The sequence below is a fragment of the Halopiger goleimassiliensis genome (genome assembly GCF_000455345.1).
Taxonomy (GTDB): domain Archaea; phylum Halobacteriota; class Halobacteria; order Halobacteriales; family Natrialbaceae; genus Halopiger_A; species Halopiger_A goleimassiliensis.
Window position 1 is genome coordinate 796,259 of sequence record NZ_HG315690.1, and the last position, 23,457, is coordinate 819,715.

General features: G+C 66.6%; 21 protein-coding genes and 1 pseudogene. 4 read left to right on the top strand and 18 right to left on the bottom strand.

What is annotated here, in order from left to right:
- Window positions 1-136: 136 nt before the first annotated feature.
- Entirely contained in the window at window positions 137-1,411 is a 1,275-nt protein-coding gene (gene dinB / locus TX79_RS03950) for a DNA polymerase IV (RefSeq protein ID WP_049925850.1), read from the bottom strand.
- Between the two features lie 514 nt (window positions 1,412-1,925).
- Here dinB and TX79_RS03955 point away from each other — a divergent pair.
- Window positions 1,926-3,071: a tyrosine-type recombinase/integrase gene (locus TX79_RS03955; protein WP_049925851.1), complete on the top strand. Its 1,146-nt coding sequence runs from the start codon at window positions 1,926-1,928 to the stop codon at window positions 3,069-3,071.
- A 68-nt stretch (window positions 3,072-3,139) separates the two neighbouring features.
- On the opposite strand, the gene TX79_RS03960 is transcribed toward TX79_RS03955, so the two are convergent.
- Genes TX79_RS03960 through TX79_RS04000 form a run of 9 tightly spaced genes read right to left on the bottom strand, consistent with a single transcriptional unit; the run spans window position 3,140 to window position 11,703 of the window.
- Window positions 3,140-4,996, bottom strand: a complete 1,857-nt coding sequence (locus TX79_RS03960; protein ID WP_049925852.1) for a Na(+)/H(+) antiporter subunit D — start codon at window positions 4,994-4,996, stop codon at window positions 3,140-3,142.
- On the bottom strand, window positions 4,993-6,966 hold the full coding sequence (locus TX79_RS03965) for a proton-conducting transporter transmembrane domain-containing protein (protein ID WP_049925853.1): 1,974 nt from the start codon (window positions 6,964-6,966) through the stop codon (window positions 4,993-4,995). The genes TX79_RS03960 and TX79_RS03965 overlap by 4 nt, the downstream gene beginning before the upstream one ends.
- Complete coding sequence (locus TX79_RS03970) at window positions 6,966-8,552, bottom strand: proton-conducting transporter transmembrane domain-containing protein (protein WP_049925854.1); 1,587 nt, start codon at window positions 8,550-8,552, stop codon at window positions 6,966-6,968. The genes TX79_RS03965 and TX79_RS03970 overlap by 1 nt, the downstream gene beginning before the upstream one ends.
- Window positions 8,545-8,901, bottom strand: coding sequence for a cation:proton antiporter subunit C (locus tag TX79_RS03975; RefSeq protein ID WP_049925855.1), 357 nt, complete (start codon window positions 8,899-8,901; stop codon window positions 8,545-8,547). Before TX79_RS03975 ends, TX79_RS03970 begins: the two co-directional genes overlap by 8 nt.
- Window positions 8,894-9,433 (bottom strand): MnhB domain-containing protein, encoded by a 540-nt coding sequence (locus TX79_RS03980; RefSeq protein WP_049925856.1) that lies wholly within the window; start codon window positions 9,431-9,433, stop codon window positions 8,894-8,896. The genes TX79_RS03975 and TX79_RS03980 overlap by 8 nt, the downstream gene beginning before the upstream one ends.
- Window positions 9,433-9,972 (bottom strand): DUF4040 domain-containing protein, encoded by a 540-nt coding sequence (locus TX79_RS03985; RefSeq protein ID WP_049925857.1) that lies wholly within the window; start codon window positions 9,970-9,972, stop codon window positions 9,433-9,435. The genes TX79_RS03980 and TX79_RS03985 overlap by 1 nt, the downstream gene beginning before the upstream one ends.
- On the bottom strand, window positions 9,969-10,391 hold the full coding sequence (mnhG, locus tag TX79_RS03990; protein ID WP_049925858.1) for a monovalent cation/H(+) antiporter subunit G: 423 nt from the start codon (window positions 10,389-10,391) through the stop codon (window positions 9,969-9,971). The genes TX79_RS03985 and mnhG overlap by 4 nt, the downstream gene beginning before the upstream one ends.
- Window positions 10,388-10,612, bottom strand: a complete 225-nt coding sequence (locus TX79_RS03995) for a cation:proton antiporter (RefSeq protein ID WP_394324997.1) — start codon at window positions 10,610-10,612, stop codon at window positions 10,388-10,390. Before TX79_RS03995 ends, mnhG begins: the two co-directional genes overlap by 4 nt.
- A gap of 56 nt (window positions 10,613-10,668) precedes the next feature.
- A complete protein-coding gene (locus TX79_RS04000) occupies window positions 10,669-11,703 on the bottom strand; it encodes a monovalent cation/H+ antiporter subunit E (protein ID WP_049925859.1) in 1,035 nt (344 codons plus the stop codon).
- A gap of 278 nt (window positions 11,704-11,981) precedes the next feature.
- On the opposite strand from TX79_RS04000, the gene TX79_RS04005 reads away from it, so the two are divergent.
- Window positions 11,982-12,626 carry a class I SAM-dependent methyltransferase gene (locus tag TX79_RS04005; protein ID WP_049925860.1) on the top strand — a complete coding sequence of 215 codons (645 nt, stop codon included), beginning with the start codon at window positions 11,982-11,984 and terminating at the stop codon, window positions 12,624-12,626.
- A 42-nt stretch (window positions 12,627-12,668) separates the two neighbouring features.
- Here the strand turns inward: TX79_RS04005 and TX79_RS04010 are convergent, their stop codons facing one another.
- Window positions 12,669-13,910, bottom strand: a complete 1,242-nt coding sequence (locus TX79_RS04010) for a mechanosensitive ion channel family protein (protein ID WP_049925861.1) — start codon at window positions 13,908-13,910, stop codon at window positions 12,669-12,671.
- 164 nt (window positions 13,911-14,074) lie between these two features.
- Between TX79_RS04010 and TX79_RS04015 the strand changes: the two genes are divergently transcribed.
- Window positions 14,075-15,259: a thiolase family protein gene (locus TX79_RS04015; RefSeq protein WP_049925862.1), complete on the top strand. Its 1,185-nt coding sequence runs from the start codon at window positions 14,075-14,077 to the stop codon at window positions 15,257-15,259.
- Window positions 15,260-15,285: 26 nt separating this feature from the next.
- Here TX79_RS04015 and TX79_RS04020 read toward each other — a convergent pair whose 3' ends face one another.
- The 5 genes from TX79_RS04020 to TX79_RS04040 form a co-directional block, all read right to left on the bottom strand.
- Window positions 15,286-15,678: a DUF7522 family protein gene (locus TX79_RS04020; RefSeq protein WP_049925863.1), complete on the bottom strand. Its 393-nt coding sequence runs from the start codon at window positions 15,676-15,678 to the stop codon at window positions 15,286-15,288.
- 90 nt (window positions 15,679-15,768) lie between these two features.
- Window positions 15,769-16,149, bottom strand: coding sequence for a hypothetical protein (locus tag TX79_RS04025; protein WP_154660451.1), 381 nt, complete (start codon window positions 16,147-16,149; stop codon window positions 15,769-15,771).
- A gap of 715 nt (window positions 16,150-16,864) precedes the next feature.
- Window positions 16,865-18,538 (bottom strand): type II/IV secretion system ATPase subunit, encoded by a 1,674-nt coding sequence (locus tag TX79_RS04030; protein ID WP_049925865.1) that lies wholly within the window; start codon window positions 18,536-18,538, stop codon window positions 16,865-16,867.
- A 15-nt stretch (window positions 18,539-18,553) separates the two neighbouring features.
- Window positions 18,554-19,312, bottom strand: coding sequence for an ATPase domain-containing protein (locus tag TX79_RS04035; RefSeq protein WP_049925866.1), 759 nt, complete (start codon window positions 19,310-19,312; stop codon window positions 18,554-18,556).
- 4 nt (window positions 19,313-19,316) lie between these two features.
- Complete coding sequence (locus TX79_RS04040) at window positions 19,317-21,401, bottom strand: FlaD/FlaE family flagellar protein (RefSeq protein ID WP_230198539.1); 2,085 nt, start codon at window positions 21,399-21,401, stop codon at window positions 19,317-19,319.
- A gap of 368 nt (window positions 21,402-21,769) precedes the next feature.
- Here TX79_RS04040 and TX79_RS04045 point away from each other — a divergent pair, with 368 nt between their 5' ends.
- Entirely contained in the window at window positions 21,770-22,435 is a 666-nt protein-coding gene (locus TX79_RS04045; protein ID WP_049925868.1) for a DUF7500 family protein, read from the top strand.
- A gap of 12 nt (window positions 22,436-22,447) precedes the next feature.
- Here the strand turns inward: TX79_RS04045 and TX79_RS19970 are convergent, their stop codons facing one another.
- Window positions 22,448-22,582 (bottom strand): hypothetical protein, encoded by a 135-nt coding sequence (locus TX79_RS19970; protein ID WP_268257976.1) that lies wholly within the window; start codon window positions 22,580-22,582, stop codon window positions 22,448-22,450.
- 155 nt (window positions 22,583-22,737) lie between these two features.
- A pseudogene (locus TX79_RS04050) lies at window positions 22,738-23,457 on the bottom strand (type II secretion system F family protein); the annotation flags it as partial.

Genomic DNA, 23,457 nt, shown 5'->3' on the forward strand with positions numbered 1-23,457 from the left:
ACCGATCGTTGTACAGTAGTTAGGAGCGATATCCTATAGTTCCGATGTTTCGTTCGGACCACGGGACCTTCTTCAGTCTGTGAGTACTCGAGCCGGGTAGTCGTTTCGGCCCAAGCGGTGTTCCGCACCCCTGCCATCACGAGAAGTCGGTCAGCGACGACTGTCCGCTCGAGCGAGTCTCGGTCGTTGGCTCGGACCCGCTCTCGTCCGTCGTCGCCGCAGCGCTCGAGTCGGCGGGTTCCCAGCTATCGAGGCTGGCCTGGTCCGCCGCCGCGAACTCGAGGTTCGCCACGCGGACGCCGACTTTCCGGACCGGTTCGGCCTCGAACTCCGCGAACAGCTCGCGCGCGATCCGATCGACGAGTTCGGGGTCGTCCACGGGACCGGGAAGCGACCGCTCGCGCGTGTTGACGTCGTACGGCGGCAGGACGGCCTTCACGCCGACGGTCCGGTAGAGCGCTCCCTCGCGCTGGGCGCGGTCGGCGACCGCCGCCCCGAGGGTCTCGATCTGGTCGTACTTCGGCTCCGGTTCCGACACGGGGTCCGCGAAGGCCGACTCCCGCGAGAAGCTCTTGGGTTCGCCCTTCGGTTCGACGCGGCGGTCGTCGTCGCCCCGGGCGCGGTCGTACAGTTCTCGACCGCGCTCGCCGAAGCGCTCCACGAGTGGCTCCGGATCGGCCGCGGCGACGTCGCCCGCGGTCTCGAGGCCCATTTCCCGCAACTCGCGGGCCGTCACCGGGCCGACGCCGTGCAGCAGGTCGACCTCGAGCGGCGCGAGAAAGTCGCGGATCTCGCCGGGTTTGACGACGGTGAGACCGTCGGGTTTGTCGAAGTCGCTGGCGATCTTGGCGGCGCTCATCGTCGGCGAGACACCGACGCTGACAGTGACGCCGACCTCCCGCCGGATGCGGTCCTTGATGTGGCGGGCGAAGCCCTCGGCGACCTCCCAGGCGGTTCGTTCGGTGACGTCGAGGTAGGCCTCGTCGATGCTCACCTCGCGGACGACGTCGGCGCAGTCGTGGAGGATCTCCCGGACCTCGCCCGCGATCGACTCGTAGTAATCCATGTCGACGGGCCGGTAGAAGCCGGTCTCCTCGCGGGAGAGGTCCGGATCGTAGTCGTCGGCGTCCGGGTCCAGGGCCGCGCGGCGGGGCAAACGCTCGAGGGCGGTCGAAATCGCCTGCGCGCTCTCGACGCCGAACTCGCGGGCCTCGTAGCTGGCCGTCGCGACAGCGCCGACGGTCTCGCCGGGTTCGTAGCCCATGCCGACGACGACGGGTTCGCCCCGCAGTTTTGGCTCGCGCAGCCGTTCGCAGGAGGCGTAGAAGCAGTCGGCGTCGACGTGACAGACGATCCGCTCCTCGTCCTCGTCGTCCGTCTCGACGCCCGGCAACCGCGGCCCGTCGGACATTCGTCTACTGATCGGTTCGTCCGAACGACCGTCAACGTTGCGTCCGATGGGAGCGTCGAATCGTTCGTAGAGTTCGGTACGACGGTTCGACTGATCAGTAAGCGGGAACGCTGTTCGGTCGAGGTACTGCGGTGGCGCGCGCTGTTGATCGCCCGAGTGATAACGAGGGCGGTCGACGAAGCCGCGCGAGGGATGAACGAGCGACCGACGGGAGCGAGTGAATCGGCTGGGGAGGGCGTGGCAACTCCTCATGTCCACGATAGCAGGACGCTTCAGTTCACCGTCCTCTTCACCAATAGCAGGACGCTTCAGTTCATCCCACTCTCCACAAACAGCAGGACGCTTCAGTTCATCCCACTCTCCACAAGCACGCCGTTTGACACTTCAGACCGATCACAGCGACCGAAACACAGATTTATTCGGGCCTCGGAGTTCGAGACGAACTCATGTCGACCGTCGTCGCCGCACCGCCCTCCACCGTCGCGACGCGGCCACCGAACGGGGTGAGCGCGGCGTGACCGACGTCGCGATCGACGACGCCATCGACGTCTACCTCGAGCGCAAGGCCGTCGCCGATCCCGACGGCTCGGGTGCCGGCGCATACGCGTCGAACGCCGAATCGATCCTCCGGCGGTTCGCGACCTGGCTCGAGCGCAGCCACGGCGTGACCGCCATCGACGCGCTCGAGGCCGAACACATGCGCGCCTACGCGGTGGAACTCCGCGACCGGACCGACCGCGGCGAGTACACCGCCTCGAGCGCGAGCACCTACTACGCGGTCGTCCGCGCGTTTTGCTCCTGGTGCGTAAGCGGCGGCCTCATCCCGACGAATCCGGCCGCCGCCGACGAGGCGATGGCGGCGGTTCCGAGCCCCGAATCGGGCGAGGACGACCGGCGCTGGCCCGACGACGAGCGTCGCCGCCTCGAGGCCTACGTGCGCGAACGAGCGATGGCCACGAGTGCGGACGACGACCGCGACGAGCGACTGACGCGGCTGCGCGAGTACGCGCTTGTCGCCGTCCTCGCCCACTCGGGGGCCCGCGGGTCGGAACTGTTCCGCGTCCCCGAGGACGACCGCCGGACGGGCGCGACCTGGGACGACGTCGACTTCTACGACGGGACGATCCGCGTCCTCGGTCGCTCCCAGCGCCTCGAGGAGGCCCCCCTTCGCGGACCCGCTCGAACGGCGCTGCGGCGGTACCGGGTGGTCCTCGATCCGCCGACGAACGAGTGGCCGCTGTTCCCGACCCGCCACGCCCCCTCCATCGCGAGCCACGTCCGCTCGGTGCTGGACGAGCGCGGTCACGACGAGGCGGAGATCGAACGCCTGCTCGAGGGGACGACCGCGATCGAACTCGCCCGGAAGCGCTCGATCGCGCCGCCGGCGATCACGACGGAAGGCGCGCGGTCGGTCCTCCGACGGCTCTGTTCGGACGCGGGCGTCGACGTCGACGCGTTGACGCCGCGGGACGTCGGTGCCGGCAGCGGCCTCGAGCGCGAGCGACGGGACGCGACGCCCTCGACCCCCGCGCTCCGCGCCTCGGTCGGCGAGGGGACCATCGCCGTTCCCGAACGCGTCCCGCCGCTCGAGGTCGACCTCGAGCCGGTCCCGCCGGAGGAGGGTTCCGACGGGAATCGGCCGAGAAACGAGGTCGAGTGAGGACGGGACGGCGACGCGGTTTTTCGGTTCCGGCGCGCACTCGAGCGAACGAAGCGAGCAGCCGTCGCTCAGCCGACCAGCAACCAGAGGACGACCGTGAGAACGATCGTCAACAGGAGGATCGCGGTTCCGATACTCGTCCGGAGGTGGATCGTCGAGGGACGGCCACCGTCGGCCGGCCGTCGATCCTCGACGTCGACCACCGGCAGCCGTCGCGCGGCCGCGTCGACGGCCAGCACGGGGTTGTCGCCGACCCAGTAGCACCGTTTGACGAGGCCGACGACGATCCGGTCGACCGCGGCGTACAGTTCGGTCGTCGCGAGCATCGACCAGCGGCCGACGTAGTAGCCGGCCGGGTAGAGGACCGTCGCCGGATCCGGCAGGTCGAGTTTCGACAGCGGCTTGCGGACGACGACGAAGGTGACGGCCGCGACGCCGGTGAGGATGGCCGCCGTCTCGAGGTGACTGAAGCTGTAGGGGAAGAGGTGCGTCTCGCCGCCGGGATAGATGGTCTCGATCACGCCGTCGTGGACCTCGGCCAGCGGCGCGAGGTCGGCCAGCCCCTGCCACCAGACGCCGAACAGGAGACAGGCACCGCCGAGGCCGAGCATCGCGACGGTCTGGCCGGGTTTGGCGTCCGCGACTTCGATATCGCTCTCGCCGTGGAAGAAGACGTAGTAGCCGAGTTTGATGAACGAGAGGAGCGTGCCGATCGCGCCGAGCCAGAGCAGGTAGTACAGGACCTGGAACTCCTCGACCCCGTAGTAGTGGGGGTCGGCGGCGTCGAAGATCATCCCCTTGCTGACGTAGCCGTTGAAGCCCGGAATCGCGGTGATCGAGAGCGCGCCGAGGCCGAAGGCGACGGCAGTCAGGGGCATCTCGCGCCAGAGGCCGCCCAGTTTGTAGAGGTCCTCCTCGCCGGTGCGGAAGATGACGACGCCGACGGCCATGAACAGCAGGCTCTTGAACAGCACGTTGTTGAACGTGTGCGCCATCGCGCCGGCGGCCGCGAGTTCGGAGGCCGCCGCCGCGGCGATCCCGATCCCGGCGACCACGTAGCCGATCTGGGCCTGGATGTGGTAGGAGAGCAGCGCCCGCATGTCGTGCTGGAGCAAGGCGAACGTCGCGCCGTAGACCGACATCAGGCCACCCATGTACGCGATGTAGATGGCGAGATCGCTGCCGGCGTCGACGGGGAACGCCCGGTAGAGGACAAAGGCGCTCGTCTTCGTCGTGTAGACCGAGAGGAACACCGACGCTGCGAAGTGTGGCCGCGGGTAGGTGTCGGGGAGCCAGACGTGGAGGCCGATGAAGCCGACGTTGACGCCCATCCCGACGACCGCCAGCAACGCGGGGAGTCCGTTGGCGATGCCGCCCGGGCCGTAGACGAAGGTGCCAGCCTCGACGTAGTGGGCCGCGACCGCGAAGAGGACGATCACGCCGCCGGTGCCGTGCAGCAGGGCGTAGCGGAAGCCCGCGCGAACGGCGTCGCCGCCGTAGTGCCAGACCAGGACGGTGCTCGTCAGCGCCATCAGTTCCCACATGAACACCAGCACGAGCCAGTCGCCGGCGAAGACCGCCCCGACCGACGAGCCGACGTACGACAGCGCGATGGCCGTCATCGCGCGGCTGGCATCGCTCGAGTAGGCGTAGAGGACGGCACAGACCCCCAAAAAGCCCAGCCCGATGCCGAGCAGTCGGGAGAAGTCGTCGACGTAGAACGGCACGACCTCGAAGTGCCCGAGGAACGACTCCATCGCCAGGTGCTGGCCCTCGGGGGCGAGCATGGAGATGCCCAGCACGGCCGCCAGCGAGAGCGCGCCGATGGCGTAGCCGGCGATCCGTGGAAGGACGAGCACGAGCAACGCGGCCGCGAACACCAGCAGCGGCGGGTACGCGACCGTCAACAGTTCGGACTCGATCATCCGTCGATCACCTCCAGGACCTCGGCCAGCGACGCGCCGGTCAGTTCACCGAAGGAGTCGACGCCGAAGACGCCCTCGACGATGGTCGTCGCTAGCTCGAGGAAGACGGCGGTGTCGGGAACGATCCCGAGGACGACCGCGCCGGTGGCGATGACGGCGATCGGCGCGAGCATGAGCCACGTGCTCTCGGCGAACGGGGAGCGACGCTCCCAGCCCGCGGCCGGCGGGCCGCCGGTGAGGTGGTCCTCGTGGTCGCCGTGGTGATCGACCGTGCCGACGCGTTCGCCGCCGGTGTCGGTCTCCTCGGGGACCGTGTGGTCGCTCGGGTACTTGTCGACGGCGTACTCGTACTCCTCGTCCTCGGCGGTCTCCTCGCTCGAGTGGGCGTCGGCCGCCGCAGTCTCGTCGCCCGACTCGGGGTCGGCCGAGTCGGCGTTCGCCGCCTCCGAATCGCCGTCGGACCGGGGCTCCCCGCCGTCGGTCGCGACGTGGTCGGCGTCCCCGAAGTAGGACTCGAAGACGCCGCCGCGGGGGAACTCGAGGACGGGTTTGGCGTCGTGGCGGTCCTCGCTCTCGAAGAAGGCGGTGTAGACGACCGGCCAGAAGTACGCGATGTTGAGCACGCCCGAGATGAGCAACGCGGCGGCGAAGAGCCAGTAGCCGCCGCCGACGTAGCCCGAGCCGAGCAGCATGTAGAACTTGCTGACGAAGCCGGCGATCAGCGGCATGCCGGCCATCCCCGCGGCACCGATCGTGAACGCCGACATGGTCAGGGGCATCCGCTTGCCGATGCCGGCCATCTCGCTGACGTAGTCGGTGTGGGTCTCGACGTGGATCGCCCCGGCACAGAAGAACAGGGTGAGTTTCGCGAACGCGTGGGCAGGGATGTGGAACAGTGCCCCGAGGATCGCGTAGGGATGGAGCAGCGACAGCCCCAGGACGATGTAGGATAGCTGGGCCGTCGTCGAGTACGCGAGCCGTCGCTTGAGGTGATCCTTGCGCATCGCGATGATGCTCGCGGCGGTCAGCGTGAAGGCCGCGAGGATGGCGACCGGGACGTTCAGCCCCACCTCGCCGATGCCGGGCACCGACAGCGGGAGGTCGTGGATGAGGCCCGGGCCGTAGACGTCGAGGATGACCCTGGCGACGCCGAACGCGCCGGACTTGACGACCGCGACCGCGTGGAGCAGCCCGGAAACGGGCGTCGGCGCGACCATCGCGTCCGCGAGCCACGAGTGGAGCGGCATCACCGCCGCCTTGACGCCGAAGCCCGCGATCAGCAGGAAGAAGGCGGCCTGCGCGTAGACCGGGTCGGTCTGGGCGGCTTCGGCCAGCATCTCGATGCCGCCGGACTCGAACGCCAGATGGGGCTGGCCGGCGGCGCTGTTGGTCAGCCAGTAGACCATCGCGGTGCCGGCCAGCAGGAAGACCCCGCCGCCGAAGAACGTGTACGCGAGGTACTTCCGGCCGGCGACGCGGGCCTCGTGGTCCTCGTTGTGGGCGACCAGCGGGTAGGTCACCAGCGACAGCAACTCGTAGAAGACGAAGATGGTCACCAGGTTACCCGCGAAGGCGATCCCCATCGCGGTCGAGAGGCTGGCCGCGAACGCGGCGAAAAAGCGCGTCTGTGAGTGCTCGGAGAGGCCGCGCATGTAGCCCGTTGCGTAAAACGACGTGAAGATCCAGAGGAAACTCGCCAGCATGGCGAAGAAGGTCCCGAGCGGATCGGCCCGCAGGACGAAGTCGACGCCGGCGATGAACTCGACGCCCAGCGACTCCTGGAGGCTCCACTCGTAGACCGTCCCCGACATGACCCCGGGAACCATGCTGGCGACGATGCCGAACTTCGTCAGTGCGGCCAGCACCGACCAGCCCTCGCGGACGTTCGGACGTCGATGCGACGCGACGATCAGCAACACTGCGACCGCCGACACCAACACGGCGGCCAGCGGACGAACGCTCTCGACCATCAGTTGAACACCTCCGTCACGAACGGCTCGAGTAGCTCGGCGAACACGCCGCCCCCGAAGCCGAGGACGACGACGGTGATCGCGGCGAGGACGGCGACCGCGAGCATCCCGGCCGAGACCGCGTCGGGCGAGCCACGGCCGCGCTCAGTCGGATCGAACGCGCCGGCAAGCGCGTTGTCGACGTCGTCGGGTTCGTCGTCGGCCCCGCCGTCGGTCGCGACCGTGCCGTGGGCCGCGGTCGGGGTCGATTCGGCCGGCGTGGCCGGCGTGAAGTACATCTTCTCGAGGAGTCGAGCGGCGTAGGCGAGGGTAAGCATCGTACTGAGGAAGATCACGGCCGCGACGGGCCAGAGCTGGGCTTCGACGGCACCGATGGCGATGTACCACTTGCCGACGAAGCCGACCGACGGCGGAATGCCGATGAGCGAGATCAACAGGACCGCGAGAGCCGCGGCGACGACCGGGCGGTCGTCCGCCAGCCCGGCGTACTCGTCGACGGTGCGAGCGCCGTAGCTGACGGCGATCACGCCCGCGGCGAGGAAGAGTCCGGCCTTCATCACGCCGTGGCCGACGAGGTGGATCGCGGCCCCGGTCAGGGCCCGCTCCGTGGCTCCGGAGATGGCGACGCCGTAGGCGGCCACGACGAGGCCGAACTGCGAGACCGACGAGTAGGCGAACATGCGCTTGACCTCGCGCTGGACGACCGCGAGCGTCGTTCCCGCGAGTACGCTGAGACAGCCGACGGTCACGATGATCTCGGCGGCGTACGGAATCGACGCGAGGTAGTCGACCCCGAAGACCGTGAACAACACGCGGCCGAACGCGTAGGCCGAGGCGGTCGAGACCAGCGCGGCGATCAGCGGCGTGACGCCGTCGGGTGCCCGGTTGTAGGCGTCGGGCTGCCAGACGTGCAGCGGCCACTGGGCGACCTTGGTCGCGAAGCCGACGATCATGAACGCCAGTCCGGCGTGAAGCAGCGTCGGTCGCTCGACCGTCGGAATCGTCTCGGCGAGGACGGCCATGTTGAGCGTCCCCGTCGCCATGAAGACGAACGCGACGCCGATGAGGTACATCGACGCGGCGACGGTGCCGAGGATCAGGTACTTCAGCGCGGCCACCGCCGCCTCCGGTCCGTCGCCGCTGGCGATCAGCGCGTACGTCGCCAGGCTCGAGATCTCGAGGAAGACGAACAGGTTGAACACGTCGCCGGTCAGCGAGATGCCCAGCAGTCCGCCGGTCAGCAGCAGATAGCCGCTGTAGAACGTGTTCCCGCGCGGACCGCCGCGACGCGTGTACGCGAGGACGGCGAGGGCGACGCCGGTCACGAGCAGGACGATCAGCGTCGAGAACTCGTCGGCGACGAGTTCGATGCCGTAGGTCCGGTCGTAGCCGCCGAGTTCGTGTCGCACGTCGATACCGGCGTAGACGTCCCTCGCGACGGTGACGGCCCCGGCGAACAGCCCGAGCGTCGTGAGGACGGCGATCGGCCACCCCGTCCGATCGGTCCACAGGCCGAACGCGACGGGCAGCGCCGCGGCGACGATCGGCGCGACGATCAGCAGGGGCAGGAGGAGGTCGCTACTCATCGGCACGCACCTCCCTGAGGGTATCCTCCCGGAGCGTTCCGTACTCCGAGTAGATGCGGATGATCAGCGCCAGCCCCACTGCCGTCAGCGCGATGCCGACGACGATGGCGGTCAGGACGATGACCTGTGGTAGGGGGCTCGCGACGTCGCCCTCGGCCGGAACGATGGGCGCGGCCCCGCCCTCGACGTAGGCCGTCGAGATGAAAAACAGGAAGATCGCCGTCTGGAAGAGGTTGACGCCGATCAGCTTCTTCACGAGGTTCTCGTTGGCGATCATCATGTAGATCCCGATACCGAGCAACACGAACAGCAGGGCGTAGGTGTACTTGCTCGCGAGCAGTTCAATCATCGTCGCTCACCTCCGCGTCAGCGCTCGTCGAGTCGGCGGGCGACTCCGTCTGCTCGAGCCCGCCGGTACCGCTCCGGTCCTGCGGGGAAAAGCCCGCAGCCATCGCGAAAAACAGCGTGATGATGACGCTCGAGACGATCAGCGAGACGCCACCGATCTCGATCGCCTCGAGGCCCCACTTCTGTTTCTCGCCGAAGACGTCGTAGATGCGGTCGAACTCGAGGAAGTTGCCGCCAAGCGCCATCATCGCGAGGCCGACGCCGGCGAAGATGACGACGCCGCCGGTCGCGAGTCCCACGAGGACGCCCTTGCGCAGCCAGCGTCGGGTCGGATCGATCCCGAAGGCGAACGCGAGCATGAGGATCGTGACCCCGACGACGGTGCCGCCCTGGAAGCTGCCGCCGGGCGTATCGGCACCGTGGAAGATCAGGAACATGCCGTAGGTGAAGGTAAACGGGGCGAGGATTTTGACGGCGGTCATGATCACCTGGCTCTCGGTGTAGGTGTCGTCGACGGAATCGGCGTCCGACATCAGGCGAACACCTCGCGTTTCAGGACCAGCAGCGTGGAGATGCCGGCGGCGAAGACGACGACCGCCTCGCCGAAGGTGTCGAACCCACGGTAGGCGGCCAGCACCGCGGAGACGGCGTTGTGGACGTGGGTCTCCTCGTAGGTCCGCTCCACGTAGTGCTGGGTCGCCTGTCCGTCCGCCCAGATGGGGGCGCTCTGACTGCCGAGGTCGTACATCTCCGGCAACACGGTGGTACAGATGACGAGCACGAGCGCCCCGACCGCGACGACGGCCGGCAGGTGGATCCGCTCTAACAGCCGATCGGTCGACGGCCGGGTCGTCCGCGCGATGGTCAGCAACAGCAGGATCGTCGTCACGCCGGCCCCGATGGCGGCCTCGGTCATCGCGACGTCGGGAGCCAGCAGGAACGTATAGAGGATCGCCATCCCGAGGCTGTAGGCACCGAAGACGATGATCGCCGACAACACGTCCCGGAACAGCGCCGTCGCGACGGCAGTAACGAGGATGAAGACGGCGAGGGCGTACGCGAACGCGCTCATCGGGACTCACCTCCGTCGATCCCGGCGGTACCGCCGTCAGTCGTGGCGTTCGGGTCGGCCTCGGAGTCGTCGGCGTCGGTTCCCTCCTCGGCGAGCAACGGCTCGACGCCCGTTTCGGCCGCGGAGCGGGCGATCGCGTGGGCTGCGGTCGGGTTCGTGATGAAGATGAAAAACAGCAGCAAGACGGTGTAGACCGCCGCGTGCTGCCAGCCGAAGGCGACGGCGACGGCTGCGAGGGCAAAGCCCGCCCCGAGCGTGTCCGTCTGGGAGGCGGTGTGAGCGCGCGAGTAGATGTCCGGCAGGCGGAGCACGCCGACCGTCGAGACGAACGTGAAGAACACGCCCAGCCCCAGCAGGACGACGATGGTCCAGAACCGCAGCGTCTCGAGCGACGCCTGCAGCGGAACGGGATCGATCACAGCACACCACCCCGATCGACGGTGAACTTCGAGATGGCGATCGACATCAGGAAGTTCAACAGGGCGTAGATCAGCGCCACGTCGAGGAACCACGCCTGGTCGAGACCCGCCGCCAGCAGCGCGAGGATGACGACCGTGTTCGTCCCGAGCACGTTGACCGCGAGCAGCCGGTCCTGGGTGGTCGGTCCAGCCACGGCGCGGTAGAACATCGCGATCGCCATCACGACGAACAGCGCCGCGGCGGCGAGGAACACGTCCTCGAGCGCGAGCGACTCGATCACAGCTCGTCACCTCCGACGATCTCGGCGTCGTCGCGTTCGCGGGGCGAGGGGATCGCGGCCGATTCGCGGCCGTAGAAGACGAACCGGATCGCCTTCTCGAGACCGCCGTCGAAGAGGTCCTCGCGGGCCGACGGGATCAGCGTGTGGACCAGTAGCTGCTGGTCGTTGGCCCGGACGGTCAGCGTGCCGGGCGTGAGCGTGATGCTGTTGGCCAGCGCGGTCAGCGGCAGCCCGCTGCGAACGCGGGCGTTGACGCGCGTCAGCGTCGGTTCGATCGGCATCGACGGCCGAAGAATGACCGCCGAGACCGCGAGGTTGGCCTTGACGATCTCCCAGAGCAGGTAGGGGACGTAGCACGCGAATCGAACGACCCGGATCGGCGAGTGGAGCCGATCGAGCGGGAACGAGAACGTGACGTGGGCGAGCGTCACCGAGACGATTCCGGCCACGGCGACCCCGGTCACGAGATCGAACCAGTAGAACGGATCGCCCAACAGCAGGTAGAAGCCAAAGGAGATCCAGAACGTCGCGAACAGTTGATCGAAGCGCTGGCCGCCGGTGACCAGCCGCTCGTGGCGGGCCGGTCGTTCGACGGGGGCTTCGTCGTAGGAGACGCCCAGGCGGTCGAGCTCGCGCTCGAGCGGTTGGAGCATCTGGGCGGTGACGCCGGGCTGGTACTCCGGATCGAGGACGACCCGGTCGATCCCGTGGTCGTCGACGTAGCCGGCGAACGTCTCCGCGTAATCGCGCGGCCCGAAGAGGTACTCGTCGGCACCGAGTGCCGTTCGTGTGACGGTCACGTCGGCGTCGCCGGCGTCCTCCTCGGCCCAGTTTTCCGCCCGTGAGAGCAGTTCGTCGGCCCGTTCGGCCTGGGCACGTCCTTCGGGCATCTCCTCGTCGTAGGGGAGTGCGACGACGAGATGACACTCGAGCGCGTCGGCGACCTCGAGCCCGGACTGAACTGCGTAGGCAACCGTCTGTCTGACGGTTACCGTTTCCGACAGCGGTACGAGGACGCGTTCAGCCGCCACGGCTCACACCTCCACCCGACCGTCGTTGGGCACTCATGGCTCTTGTCGTTAGTCGAGGTAAGCGCGAGCCGTGGGAAAACGATTTCGTTATCCAGTATCGAACCTGTTTCCGGCGAGTTTTCGCGGATCGACCATGATGGTTTTGGAGGCGGTTCGGCGAGCGACGGCGAGTGAGAGGAGGTCGCGAGCACCGGAAGCGGGCGGACTCCTGATCGTTCGGGAGCGACAGACACACACGCCACCGAAACCATCAACACGCTCGTTTTCGAGGTCCCCGTATGGTCGACAGGGAGCGGATCCGGCAGGGGTACGACGACGTCGCATCGGCCTACGCCGCCGAACGCGTATCGAGCGACGGGGAACGGGAGATTCTCGACGGCTTTCTCGAGTCCCTTCCCGCGTCGCCCCGAGTGCTCGACGCCGGCTGTGGGTCCGGAACGGGGGTTCCCGAGCGGCTGGACGACGGCGCGGTGTGTCTCGGCATCGACCTCTCACGGGAACAGTTACGGCGGGCCGTCGAACGCGTCCCCGAACACGAGTTCGCCCAGGGAGATCTGGCGTTCCTTCCGGCTCCCGACGGGTGGGCCGACGCCGTGACCGCGTTGCACTCGCTGATCCACGTACCGCCGGCCGTCCACCGCGAGGCGATCGCGGAGTTCGCCCGCGTGCTCGAGCCGGGCGGACGGGTCCTCCTGACGGACGGGAGCGCACCTTGGGAGGGAACGAATCCCGACTGGCTCGACAGCGGCGCTGAGATGGCCTGGCACGTCGCCGGCCTCGAGACGACCCGCGAAACGCTTCGAAACGAGGGGTTCGCGATTCGATGGGAGCGAGAGGCGGTCGACGAACTCGCCGACGACGAGGCGACGTGGGTGTACGTCGCGGCCGAACTCGAGACGGACGCCGATCGACCGGACCGATGACGCCGGCTCGACGGCGACGGTCGCGAGAGCCAGGCGGGATCGTCACTCGCGTTCCGAGTACGTCACGGTCTCGCCCCCATCGTTCGTGGAGTCGCCACCGTCCGCGTCGCCGTCAGCCCCCTCGATCCCGTCGGAGATTCGAACGTGACCGCCCGCGCGATCGGAGAGTTCCCGCTGCGGGAACGGGATGGCGATCCCCTCCCGATCGAAGGCCGTCTTGAGTTCGTGGACGACCGCCCGGATCGTCGTCCACTTCTTGTGCGCGTTGGGACCGCGAATCCAGAAGCGACACTCGAGGGTGATCGCCGAGTCGTCGAAGGCCGTCGGGATCACCTGGGGTTTCGGCGCAGTCGCGACGTCCTCCACGGCTTCCATCGCCTCGATAGCGGTTTCCTCCGCCCCCTCGAGGTCGGTCTCGTAGTCGACTCCCACCTCGAGACGGAGCCGCAGCCGGTCGCGTTTGCTCCGGTTGACGACCGTCTCGCTCGAGACGTTGTCGTTCGGGAGGATCACCGTCTCGCCGTCGAAGCTCCGCAGGCGCGTGTTGATGATCGTGATGTCCGTGACCATCCCCTCGTGGTCGCCGATGACGACCCAGTCGCCGATCTCGAACGGTCGGGAGAACATCAAGACGAAGCCGGCGATCAGCGAACCCAGCGTCTGCCGGGCGGCCATACCGAAGACGATTCCGAGGAAGCCGGCCCCGACCAGCAGCCCCCCGAGGTCGACCCGCCACAGCGAGAGCGTCGCCAGCCCGACCGCCACGAAGATGGTCACCTGGAGCACGCGGAAGACGACCCCCTCCTGGTGGGCCGTCACGTAGTTCGCGTCGGCGAGCCACTCGTCGAGTTGCCGCTCGAGGTAGCGCGTGCCGACGATCGCACCCGCCAGCAGCCCGACGGTCAAGAGGATCTTCGCGAGGTACGGGAACGCCGCCCGCAGCACGGAGAGCACGACCACCGCGTGCGAGGCGTACCCCCAGACGACCAGCAACGTCAGGCCGGTGACCAGGAGGACGACCGACTGTAGCGTTCGGACGACGGCACGCATCGGAAACGGGACGTTGAGAAGGTCGTCGACGGTCTCGAGGGCTGATTCGGCCTCGCTCTCGCGGAGCCGTCGGCCGGCGTACGTGACGAGTACGCGGACGACGCGTGGCGCGACGACGAACCCCAGCACGATCGCTGCGAGGACGATAGCGACGCTGGCCGCCAGCCGCGCTTCCGTCGTGGTGATCGTCTCGAGGATCGTCCGAATCGACTCGAGGCGTTCGATCGTCGCCACTGTCTGTCCCCAGTCGGTGGATCAGCGCCAAGAAACTGCTGGCCAACCGGCGGTTCGGCTCCCGGAACCGAGCGAATCGCCGCTGGCTCCGCGAAGCGAGTGGCACCGTTCGAACGGCGAGACGGACTCGAAAATTGAAGCGGCTCGACGTAGTCGTCGGTCGTATGTCAGTTCACGACAGCGATTCGATCGTCGTCCTGGAAGGTACCCGAACGCCACACGGGACCCTCCTCGGGTCGCTCGCCGACGTCGACGCGGTGTCGCTGGCCGAGACGGCGATCGACGGCCTGCTCGAGCGAACGCCGCTCGAGGGAACGGCGATCGACTGGGTGAGCCTCGGTAACGCCATCCAGGCGGGTATCGGACAGGTCCCCGGTCGTCAGGCCGTCGTCGAGTCCGACCTGCCCAACGAGACGCCGGCGACGACCGTCAACGAGGCGTCGGGGTCGGGCCTCCGTGCGATCACCCTCGCAGCGGACCGCATCGCCGCCGGCCGGGCCGATCTCACGATCGGCGGCGGCTTCGAGTCGATGACGAACGCGCCCTGGATCCTCCCCGATTACCGCACCGGGCGACGACACGGCGACGTCACGATCAAAGACTCGATGATCCTCGACTCGCTGTGGGACCGAAACCTCGACGTCCACATGGGCGAGATCACCGAGCGACTGGTCGACCGCGAGGACATCTCCCGCGAGGCACAGGACGAGTACGCCCTCGAGAGCCACCGTCGGGCGGCCGAAGCCATCGAATCCGGGGCGTTCGACGAGGAGATCGTCCCCGTCGACACCGGCGGGGAGACCGTCGAGCGCGACGAAGGTCCACGACCTGATTCGACGCTCGAGGACCTCGCCGAACTACCGCCCTCGTTCCGCGATGACGGCACCATCACGCCGGGCAACGCCTCGAAGCTCAGCGACGGTGCCGGCGTCGTCCTCCTGGCCAGCGAATCGGTCGCCGCCGACCGCGACTGCGAGCCGATGGCGCGACTGGTCGACTACGACCTCGCCTATCGCGATCCGGACGAGTTCAACGAAGCCGTCGGCGACGTCGTCGAGGCGTTGCTGGCCGACAACGGCCTCGCGGTCGAGGACGTCGACGCCTACTGGATCAACGAGGCCTTCGCGGCCCAGTCGGTCTACGTCATGGAGCGACTCGGCATCCCGCGCGACCGGCTGAACCCCCAGGGTGGGGCGGTCGCGTTCGGCCACCCCATCGGTGGCTCCGGGGGAATGCTCGCCGCAAGTCTCGCGTACCAGTTACGGGACGATCCGGACGTCGACCGCGGCCTCGTCGGCATGAGCGTCGGCGGCGGCGGCGCGATCATGGCGCTGCTCGAGTCGGTCTGAGAGCGACGGTCGCCGTCAGCACCCGATCAGTCCGCCGTCGGTTCCGTCGCGAGGTCGAAACACTTCTCGGCGAAGCCGACGATCGACACCGGTAACTCCACCTCCGTCGAGACGACCAGTCCGCTGGATTCGGTAACGGGCACGAAGATCAACAGCGCTTCCTCGAACCGGCGGACGGAGTACCGGAACTCGCCCACGTCGTACAGTTGTTCGAAGAAGTTGACGTTGAGCAGGTTCGACATGCGTTCGACGCTCATCCGCTCGAACTGCGACTCGGTGTAGAGGCCGGCGACGTCCTCGCGGATGTACAGCGACTCGTACTCCGTACTGTCGAAGTAATCGATCGCGCGCAGGTCGTCGCCGAGTTCCTCGCGGGCGTACGCGACGACGTCGGCGAACTGCGATTCGATGTCGGTCATACGGTGATCTGTGCGGGGAACGACCATTACGTTGGTGCCTCCGACTACGGAAGCAAAAGAACGGAACCCCACGGAGCACCCACTGTGCGGTTAATCCTCCCCGGAGATGCCGACCTGGGCGTTCGCGTTCACCTGGCTGATAGACTGGGTAACGTCGTCGGCGGCGTCGAGGTCGCCGTCGTCGACGACCGCGTTGACGCCGACGTTCACCTGACCAACCGACTGGTTCTGAGTCACGTCACCCGCGTCGGTCGAGACGCCGGCCTGTGCGTTCAGGTTCGCCTGTTCGATCGTCTGGTCGATCGAAGCGTCCTCGAGGTCCGCATCAGTCGCGACTACGTTCGCGCCGGCGTTTCCCTGCAGGACATCCTGTTCTTGCTCGACGTCGGCCGCCGCCGTGCCCGCAACGCCGGCCATCAGTACCGTGCCGATCAGCGCTACCGAAACCAGGATTGCTGTTGCTCGCTCCATAGTTTTGTGCTCCGGGCACGTACGCGAACCACGGCGTCGCCACTGGCTTCGACCCCCGGTGGGACGCCCCGTTGCCGGGACGCTGACGCCGTCTTCCGTGTCCGTGCCCGCTCGAGTGTGATACCGGACCGCGTATTAAACAGGAGCCACAGTTACACGGTGACATCCGAAATTTGTCACGGGAACGGCGCTCCGAGCGGCTGGGACGGAGGGCTACGTCGCGTTACGATCCGTGTGCCAAACGTTACCTCCAGACAGTGCGCCCGGGCTATCGTGACCGAACAGGTCAATCGGATTTGATATACAATGGATCCCTCAACGTTCGGATTCCCGATCCTTCGGGACGAACACCGATCACCGACTCGAGGAGTAACCGACGGTATCGCGCCGGAAACGGGGGTTACTCCAGGCCCGCGTCGATCGATGTCCGGAGGCGTCTCTCGAGCGGGTCCAACAGGGAAAACATACGGTCGAGCGTTACCGATCGTGGGTACTCGAGGCTGTCACGTGGGTCGACTGTCAGAGGCAGGTGACCCGCCGATCGTTCGGACAGTTCCGATTTCGATACCGTCCCAACTCCCGGTTATCGACGACGGGACGGCCCCCACGGTCACAGCGAGACGAACTGTCGCCGACGGCCGAACGTCGGCGGACCTATCTCTCACGCGGTAGTTCGGTTCGCAGTTCACGGGCGAGTGTGCGGTCCAGTCCGGCGTCACTCCGCGCGAGTGATGTGGAACGGCAGCCCTTCGACGCCGTCGCGCTGGAAGGAGTCGATCGCGTCGTTGACCTCGTGGTACTCGAGGATGTTCTCCTGGATCATCCGCTCGATGATGTCCGCGCGGAACTGCAGGTCGTCGTAGATGTCGCGCGTGTCGGCGTATCCGAGCAAGGTTGCGATCTGTTCCTCGAGCACGTAGGAGTTGTTCATCCCCTGGAAGATGATCTCGTCCTCGACGGGGTCCCAGTAGAAGACCTGGCGGGTGACGACGCCCTCCATCTCCTCGGAGTAGCCCTCGATCTCCTGGACCGAGGTGACGCGACGGAGGACGTCGTCGCCCTGCTTGACGCGGTTCTGGAACAGCGCCACGTCGGCGTTGTCCATGAACGTCTCGGGGACGTTGATCGGGTCCCCGGTGAAGCGCTGGATCATCGAGACGATGTCGCTCGCGTGGAAGGTCAGCATGACCGGGTGGCCGGTCTGGGCCGCCTGGAACGCCATGCGACCCTCCTCACCACGAACCTCACCCACGACGATGTACTCGGGACGGGAACGCAGCGCGGCCTCGACCAGGTTGAACATGTCGACGTCCGCGCTGTCCTCGTTGCGGCTCTCGCGGGTGAGCAGTTGCTGCCACGTGTCGTGGGGCGGCAGCACCTCGGCGGTGTCCTCCGCGGTGTAGATCTTCGAGTCCCGCGGGATGAACGACATGATGGAGTTCAGCGTCGTCGTCTTCCCCGACGCCGTCTCCCCGACGACGAACACCGTCCGTTCGTTCTCGAGGCAGAGCCAGAGGTACGCCGCCAGTTCCGGCGAGAGCGTCCCCCAGTTGGTAATCTGGGTGACCGACAGCGGCACCTCGTCGCCCTGACGGATCGTCAGCGAGGGCCCCTTCACGCTCACGTCGTCGCTGTAGATGACGTTCAGACGGGAGCCGTCCGGCAGCGTCGAGTCGACGATCGGTTCGGCGTCGGTCATCGGGTTGCCGATCCGTTCGCCCATGTTCGAGAGCCAGTTGTCGAACTCCTCGGGCGTCCCGAAGTCGACCGTCGTCTCGACCATCCCGTAGGTGCCGTGGTCCACGTAACACTCGTTGGGGCCGATGACGTGAATGTCCTCGTTCGCGGGGTCGCGCATGACCGGCTCGAGCGGTCCGAGACCGACGATGTCGCGGTTGAGCCGATAGCGGATGTTCTCGTAGGTCTCCTGGGGGACCTCCTGGATGCCGGGATGGAGCTTCGTCTTGAGCTGCTCCATGAGGCCTTCGAACTCCTCGCCTTTGATGTGTGTCGACTCGCTCAACAACTCCTCGATCCGGTCGCCGTACTCCGCGTCCCCCTCCGGGGCCTTCTTGGTCGCGCTGCGTCGGAGCAGGGAGTCTTTCACCGCCTCGAAGACGTCCTGCTCCTCGTCCGAAAGGGTCGGCTCGACGGCGAAGTACTGCATCTTCGTCCCGACGTCGCCGTAGATGTGGCTGAAAATCGGCCCCCCGACGGGGTAGATGACGTTCGGGTGATCGGACTCGTACTCCGCAGAGGGCTCGTCGATCAGGATCGGGAACTCGCCGGTAATCTGTCTGAACTTCTTCAGGTGTTCCCGAAGATGGGGACGACGGGCTGCCAGTTCTTTCAGCTCCTCCGACGGCTTCGGCGTTCCCATTTCGGTCATCGCTCGACCACCGTCCTAGGCGACGCTACGGTTCTCGATGACGATTCCGACGCCGGATCGAACGGAGTAGCCGATCCGGTCGCCGACCTGTTCCCCCATCCCGGCGAAACGCTTGATGAACAGCTGTCGCCGAACGTCGTTGCCGACCTCGATCATCTCGAGTTCCATGTAGACGTCGGCGATCGACCGGAACGGACCGATCGCCTCCTCGCCGACCGTCGACGGGTCGACGGTCAGGATGATGACCTTCCCCTGGGAGATGATGTCCCGGAAGAAGGAGATGATCTCGAGGGCGGCCTGTCGCTCCTCGTTCTGGCGCACGAGCGCCTCGAACTTCGGATCGTTACGCAAGATCGCGTCGAACGTGTCGATGATGATGATGTCGGCCGACCAGAGCGTCTCTTCCTCCATCAGATCCGTCAGCAGATCCTGTCTGTTGTCCTCTTGCTCGCCCGAGGAGAACACGCCCCCGCTGTCGAGGTCGCCGTGGAGGAACAACAGGTTCTCGAACAGCAGGTGTTCCTCGACGTTGTAGTTCAGCGAGTCCATCTGGTCGAGAAAACCACGGACCTCGAGTTCCGTCGAGAGGAACGTGACGGACTTGCCGGTCTCGCAGAGTCCGTAGGTGAACCGCTGGGAGAGGGCACTCTTCCCGGCCCCGTAGTCACCTTCCATCAGGACGATGCTGCCGGTCGGAATGCCGCCACCGAGTTCCTTGTTGAGTCGGTCTCTGTCGTCTAACCCGATCGAGAAGATGTTTTTGAGCGAGCTCATGTGATCACCTCCCCGAATCGTCGTCGGGTGCGAGCACCGAGCGAATCAGATCGATCTGCCAGGGCTCGAGGTCGGAGTCGTCCTCGGGCACTACGACCGGTTTGACGTGACTCTCCTCGTCCGTACCGGAGGAGTTCGTCTCCTCGAGCAGCGACGTCACGTACTCCGCGCGGTCGCGGCGGTCGTAGCCGCCCCGGGTGTCGCGCAGTTCCACACCCGACGCCGAGAGGACGACGTCCGAATCGACCCAGATCATCCGACCACCCTCCGTCTCGAGTTCGGCCTCCGGGGCGGGCGGCGCGTCCTGGACCTGCGTCTCCGCCGAGACAGCGACGTCGTCGCCCGAATCGTCGATCACGATCCTGTGGGCGTCGCCGTCCCCGGCTTCGGTCCCCTCGTCCGACGGTCCGGCGTCGGACTGGTGTTCGTCGCCGACGTCGTCAGCCTCGACCGTGGAGGTCGGGGCGTCGTCCCCGGCCGTCGCGGTCGTCTCCGCGCCGGTGGGTTCGGTGTAGCGTAACTCCTCGCCCGCGTCGGCAGTCCCCAGTTCGGGGTCGGTGCCGACGTCGATGGTCTCGGGCGACTCCTCGCCCGCGGTCGACCCGACGTCACCAGCCACGTCGTCCGCTTCCTCCATCTCGTCCGATTCGAGCGTCCCGTCGATGGTCAGTTCCTCTTGCTCGAGCCACTCCTCGTACTCCGGCGACTCCTTCTCGGGCGTCGCGATCCGGCTGATCCACCAGAGGCTCCGTTTGTGGTCGACGCCGAGCGCGGATCGCGGCTCGGGGTCCTCGACGTCGGGACCGCCGTGGAAGCCCTGGAGGATGGCCTGCAGATACTCCTCGACCGGGTCGCTGATCCAGTGGATCGAGCCGTAGAACCGGATCGTCTCCGCAGTACCGTCGAGTCCGGCTCGATCGACCAGGTACTCGAGCCAGTCCATGACGACGAACTCCGTGTCGTACTCCGACGGCACCGCCTCGAGGTACGGACGCCCGCCGTCGTCCCACGGAATGAGCGCCGCTTCGTCGGCTGCGTCCGTCGTCTCGTCCGCCTCGAGCGGCTCGGACTCGAAGCCTTCATCCGCCTCGAGGGAGTCTGCGCCCTCGTCGAGTCCAGTCGCGTCGTCCTCGAGGCCGAGGTCGTCGTCCGCCTCGAGGGACGCGTCGTCGTCGAACTCGTCCAGTTCGTCGCCGTCGTCGTCGAACTCGTCGTCCGCCTCGGCGAACGGCTCCTCGTCGGACGCGAACTCGTCGTCGGCTTCGGCGAACGCCTCTTCCTCGGGTTCGTCCCCGGAACCGGCCTCGCCGTGCTCTTCGTCCCAGTCGGCGTCGCCCGACTCGTACTCGGATTTCAGTTCGTCGAACGAGAGGTCTTCGTCGGCGGCGTCGCCGCCCCCGTCCTCTGCGTCGTCGAACTCGTCGTCCTCGAAGCTCTCGTCAGCGAACTCGTCGTCCGCCTCGCCTAAGTCGTCGAGGTCGTCCTCTTCGTCGTCGATGATGCTCTCGTCGAGGAACTCCTCGGCGTCGGCGTTCGCGATGTCCTCGTCGACGTCTTCCTCCTCGTCTTCGGTATCGGCGTCGAAGAGGCTCTGTCCGCCGAAGTTGCCGCTACCTTCGGCCTGCCCGGCACCCGGCCCGAACGTGTCGTTCAGCGAGTCGTCCTCGACGAAGGGGTTGACCCCCTGTGTCACCATCTCGTAGACCTCGAGGAGCTTCCGGATGTTCTCCTCGATGTCCTCGAGCGATTCGGAGATCTTCTCGTTCTCGCTCTGGACGGTGTTGACGGTCGAGGAGAGCGATCCGACCTCGTTTTCCATCTCCTCGACGCGGGCTTCGACCTCGCTCGAGACGGCGCTACCGCCACCGCCGCCGCCGTCCATCGCGTCCATGGACATGTCGCCGCCGTCGCTCATCTGCGCGCCGTCGCCGCCGAGCAGATCGTCGTCGCCACCGTCGTCGCCGAGGAAGTCGTCACCGCCGTCGTCCTCGAGGAAGTCGTCGCCGCCCCCGGAGTCCCCGAAGACGTCGTCCTCGCTCTCGGTGCTGCCACCGGACGATGCACCTGGAAGCAACTCCTCTTCGCTCATGCTTCCGGCAAGTTCGCCATCGAGCGATTCACTGCTTCCGCCCGCGGAATCGCCGTCCTCGTCCTCACGTCCGAGTATGTCGCCGATTATGGATAGTAGCATGGTGACCTCGTCACGATTGGCCGCGTTCGCACTCGATCGTAGCCCGCCGACACCGGACGTCGTCGGATCGTCGATCGATGGGGGTGGACCGTCCGGGTGGACTACGAGTAGTCATCTGTGCTGACTATGAGAATCTACGTATTAAGAAATTGTGGCCGGATATTCGGCGGCACACGTCGGTCATCTCAACGATTCTGCACGCGCCCGTGGAAACAGGCAACAGTTTCTTCTCGCCTCGCGTGTAACTCCCGCGTATCGGACAGTCCATGACGAACAGTAACGAGGGAAACGATCCCAAAGATCACGCCGACGTTCCGCCCGTCCTGCCGAACGAACAGCCCACGGCGTCGGACGCGGGCGGTGTACTTTCACCCGACGAACTCGACTTCACCGAAAGCCCTCACGTCGCGGAGGTGTCCGACGGCAGGTACGTCGTCTCCGCGGACAAAAGTCCACCCTCCGTCCCCAAGCGCAAGGAGGAGCCGACGACGACCCAGAACGCGGGCGGTTCTCCGGCACGACCGACCCGGAGCCAGGAGTCGGCTCCCGAACCGGACCCCGAGCCAGCCGAGACCAGTCCCGCTCCCCAGAAGGGAGCGATGCGGAGCCCGGAAGCCGCACGGTCGTTGCTGGCCAGCGAACTCGAGCGGACCGAGGCCCGGTACGCGATGGACATCGTCTCCCGGCTGGACGGCTCGACGGTTCGCCACCGGACTACCTCGGACGACGTCGTGGGAACCTTCGACAGTCTCGTGCTCTGGTACGCACAGCACGTCGCGAAAAACACCGGCACGCAGCGAACGGCGTCGCTGCTGCTCGAGAAGTCCGAGTTCTCGCCGGTAGTCTCCCCCGAAGCCGTCCGCCGCGCCGCGAAAGAAAACGGCCTCTCCCGGTCGAGTACGATCGGGGACCTGCTCGACGCGCTCGAGTAACTCCGGCGGCGATCAGTGGCCGTTCAGGAACATCACGGCGGCCATAAACAGCGTCAGCATGATCGTGTACCCGAACAGCAATACGCCGCTGTGGACCGATTCGATGGCGCGGGTCGTCGGGTCGAATCGAGGCGTGTCGGGTAGCATCGTCGTCTCGACGTTTCGATGGTGCGATAATCGTTCTTTTGGCCCTCGCAGTCCTCACCCGGAGCGACGGGGATAGCGGGAGTCCTCGCTCTCGAGTCGTTCACCTGGCGTGGTACGACGCGCAGTAGCGAGCGTCCGGAACGGCCGACCGTCGTTCACAGATCGACCGTGATGATCATGTCGACGAGTCGTTCGGTGATCGTCCCGGTGATCGCCCCGATCCACAGCAACGCCGTGAAGTGGAGATAGGAGTTGCCGAAGTGGCCGCCGTCGGCCACCCGCAACACCAGCGACGAGATGAAGGCGTTGAAGATCAACACCACCGTGATCAGGAACCGCAACACCGGAACGTCGTACTGGTCGGTGTGGATCAGGTTTCCGCCCATCACCTGTCCTTCCAGGTCGATGTCGAAACTCGAGAGCATCACCGCCAGCTCGAGACCGATGAAGAACGCGAACGCCGACGCGGCAGTGATGCCGTAGAGGACGCCGATGAGCGTCGTCGTCTGCTGGCGTCGCTCCTGGCGGAGGTTATTGATCTGGCTCATGTTGTCGCTGATGAGTTCGCCCAGGCGCTTGGGCGCGCCACCCATGTCGCGACCGATCAGGTACATCTCGCTGAACTTCTGGATCAGGTACGAGTGACAGTCGCCGGTGAAGTACCGCCAGGACTTTTCGGTGCTCAGCCGCATGTTCAGTCGCCTGTAAAGGTCGTCCACGTCCGGCGTCAGCGGACCGAAGTTCTTCGAGCGCAGCGTCGCCAGCACCTCGGACGTGGTGGACTGTTTCGCGCTCTCGCTGGTCCCGAGCGCCCGAACGAAGTTCGGGAACGCCTCGTCGCGATCCACCACGCGTCGTTCCTCGTGCCAGAAGAC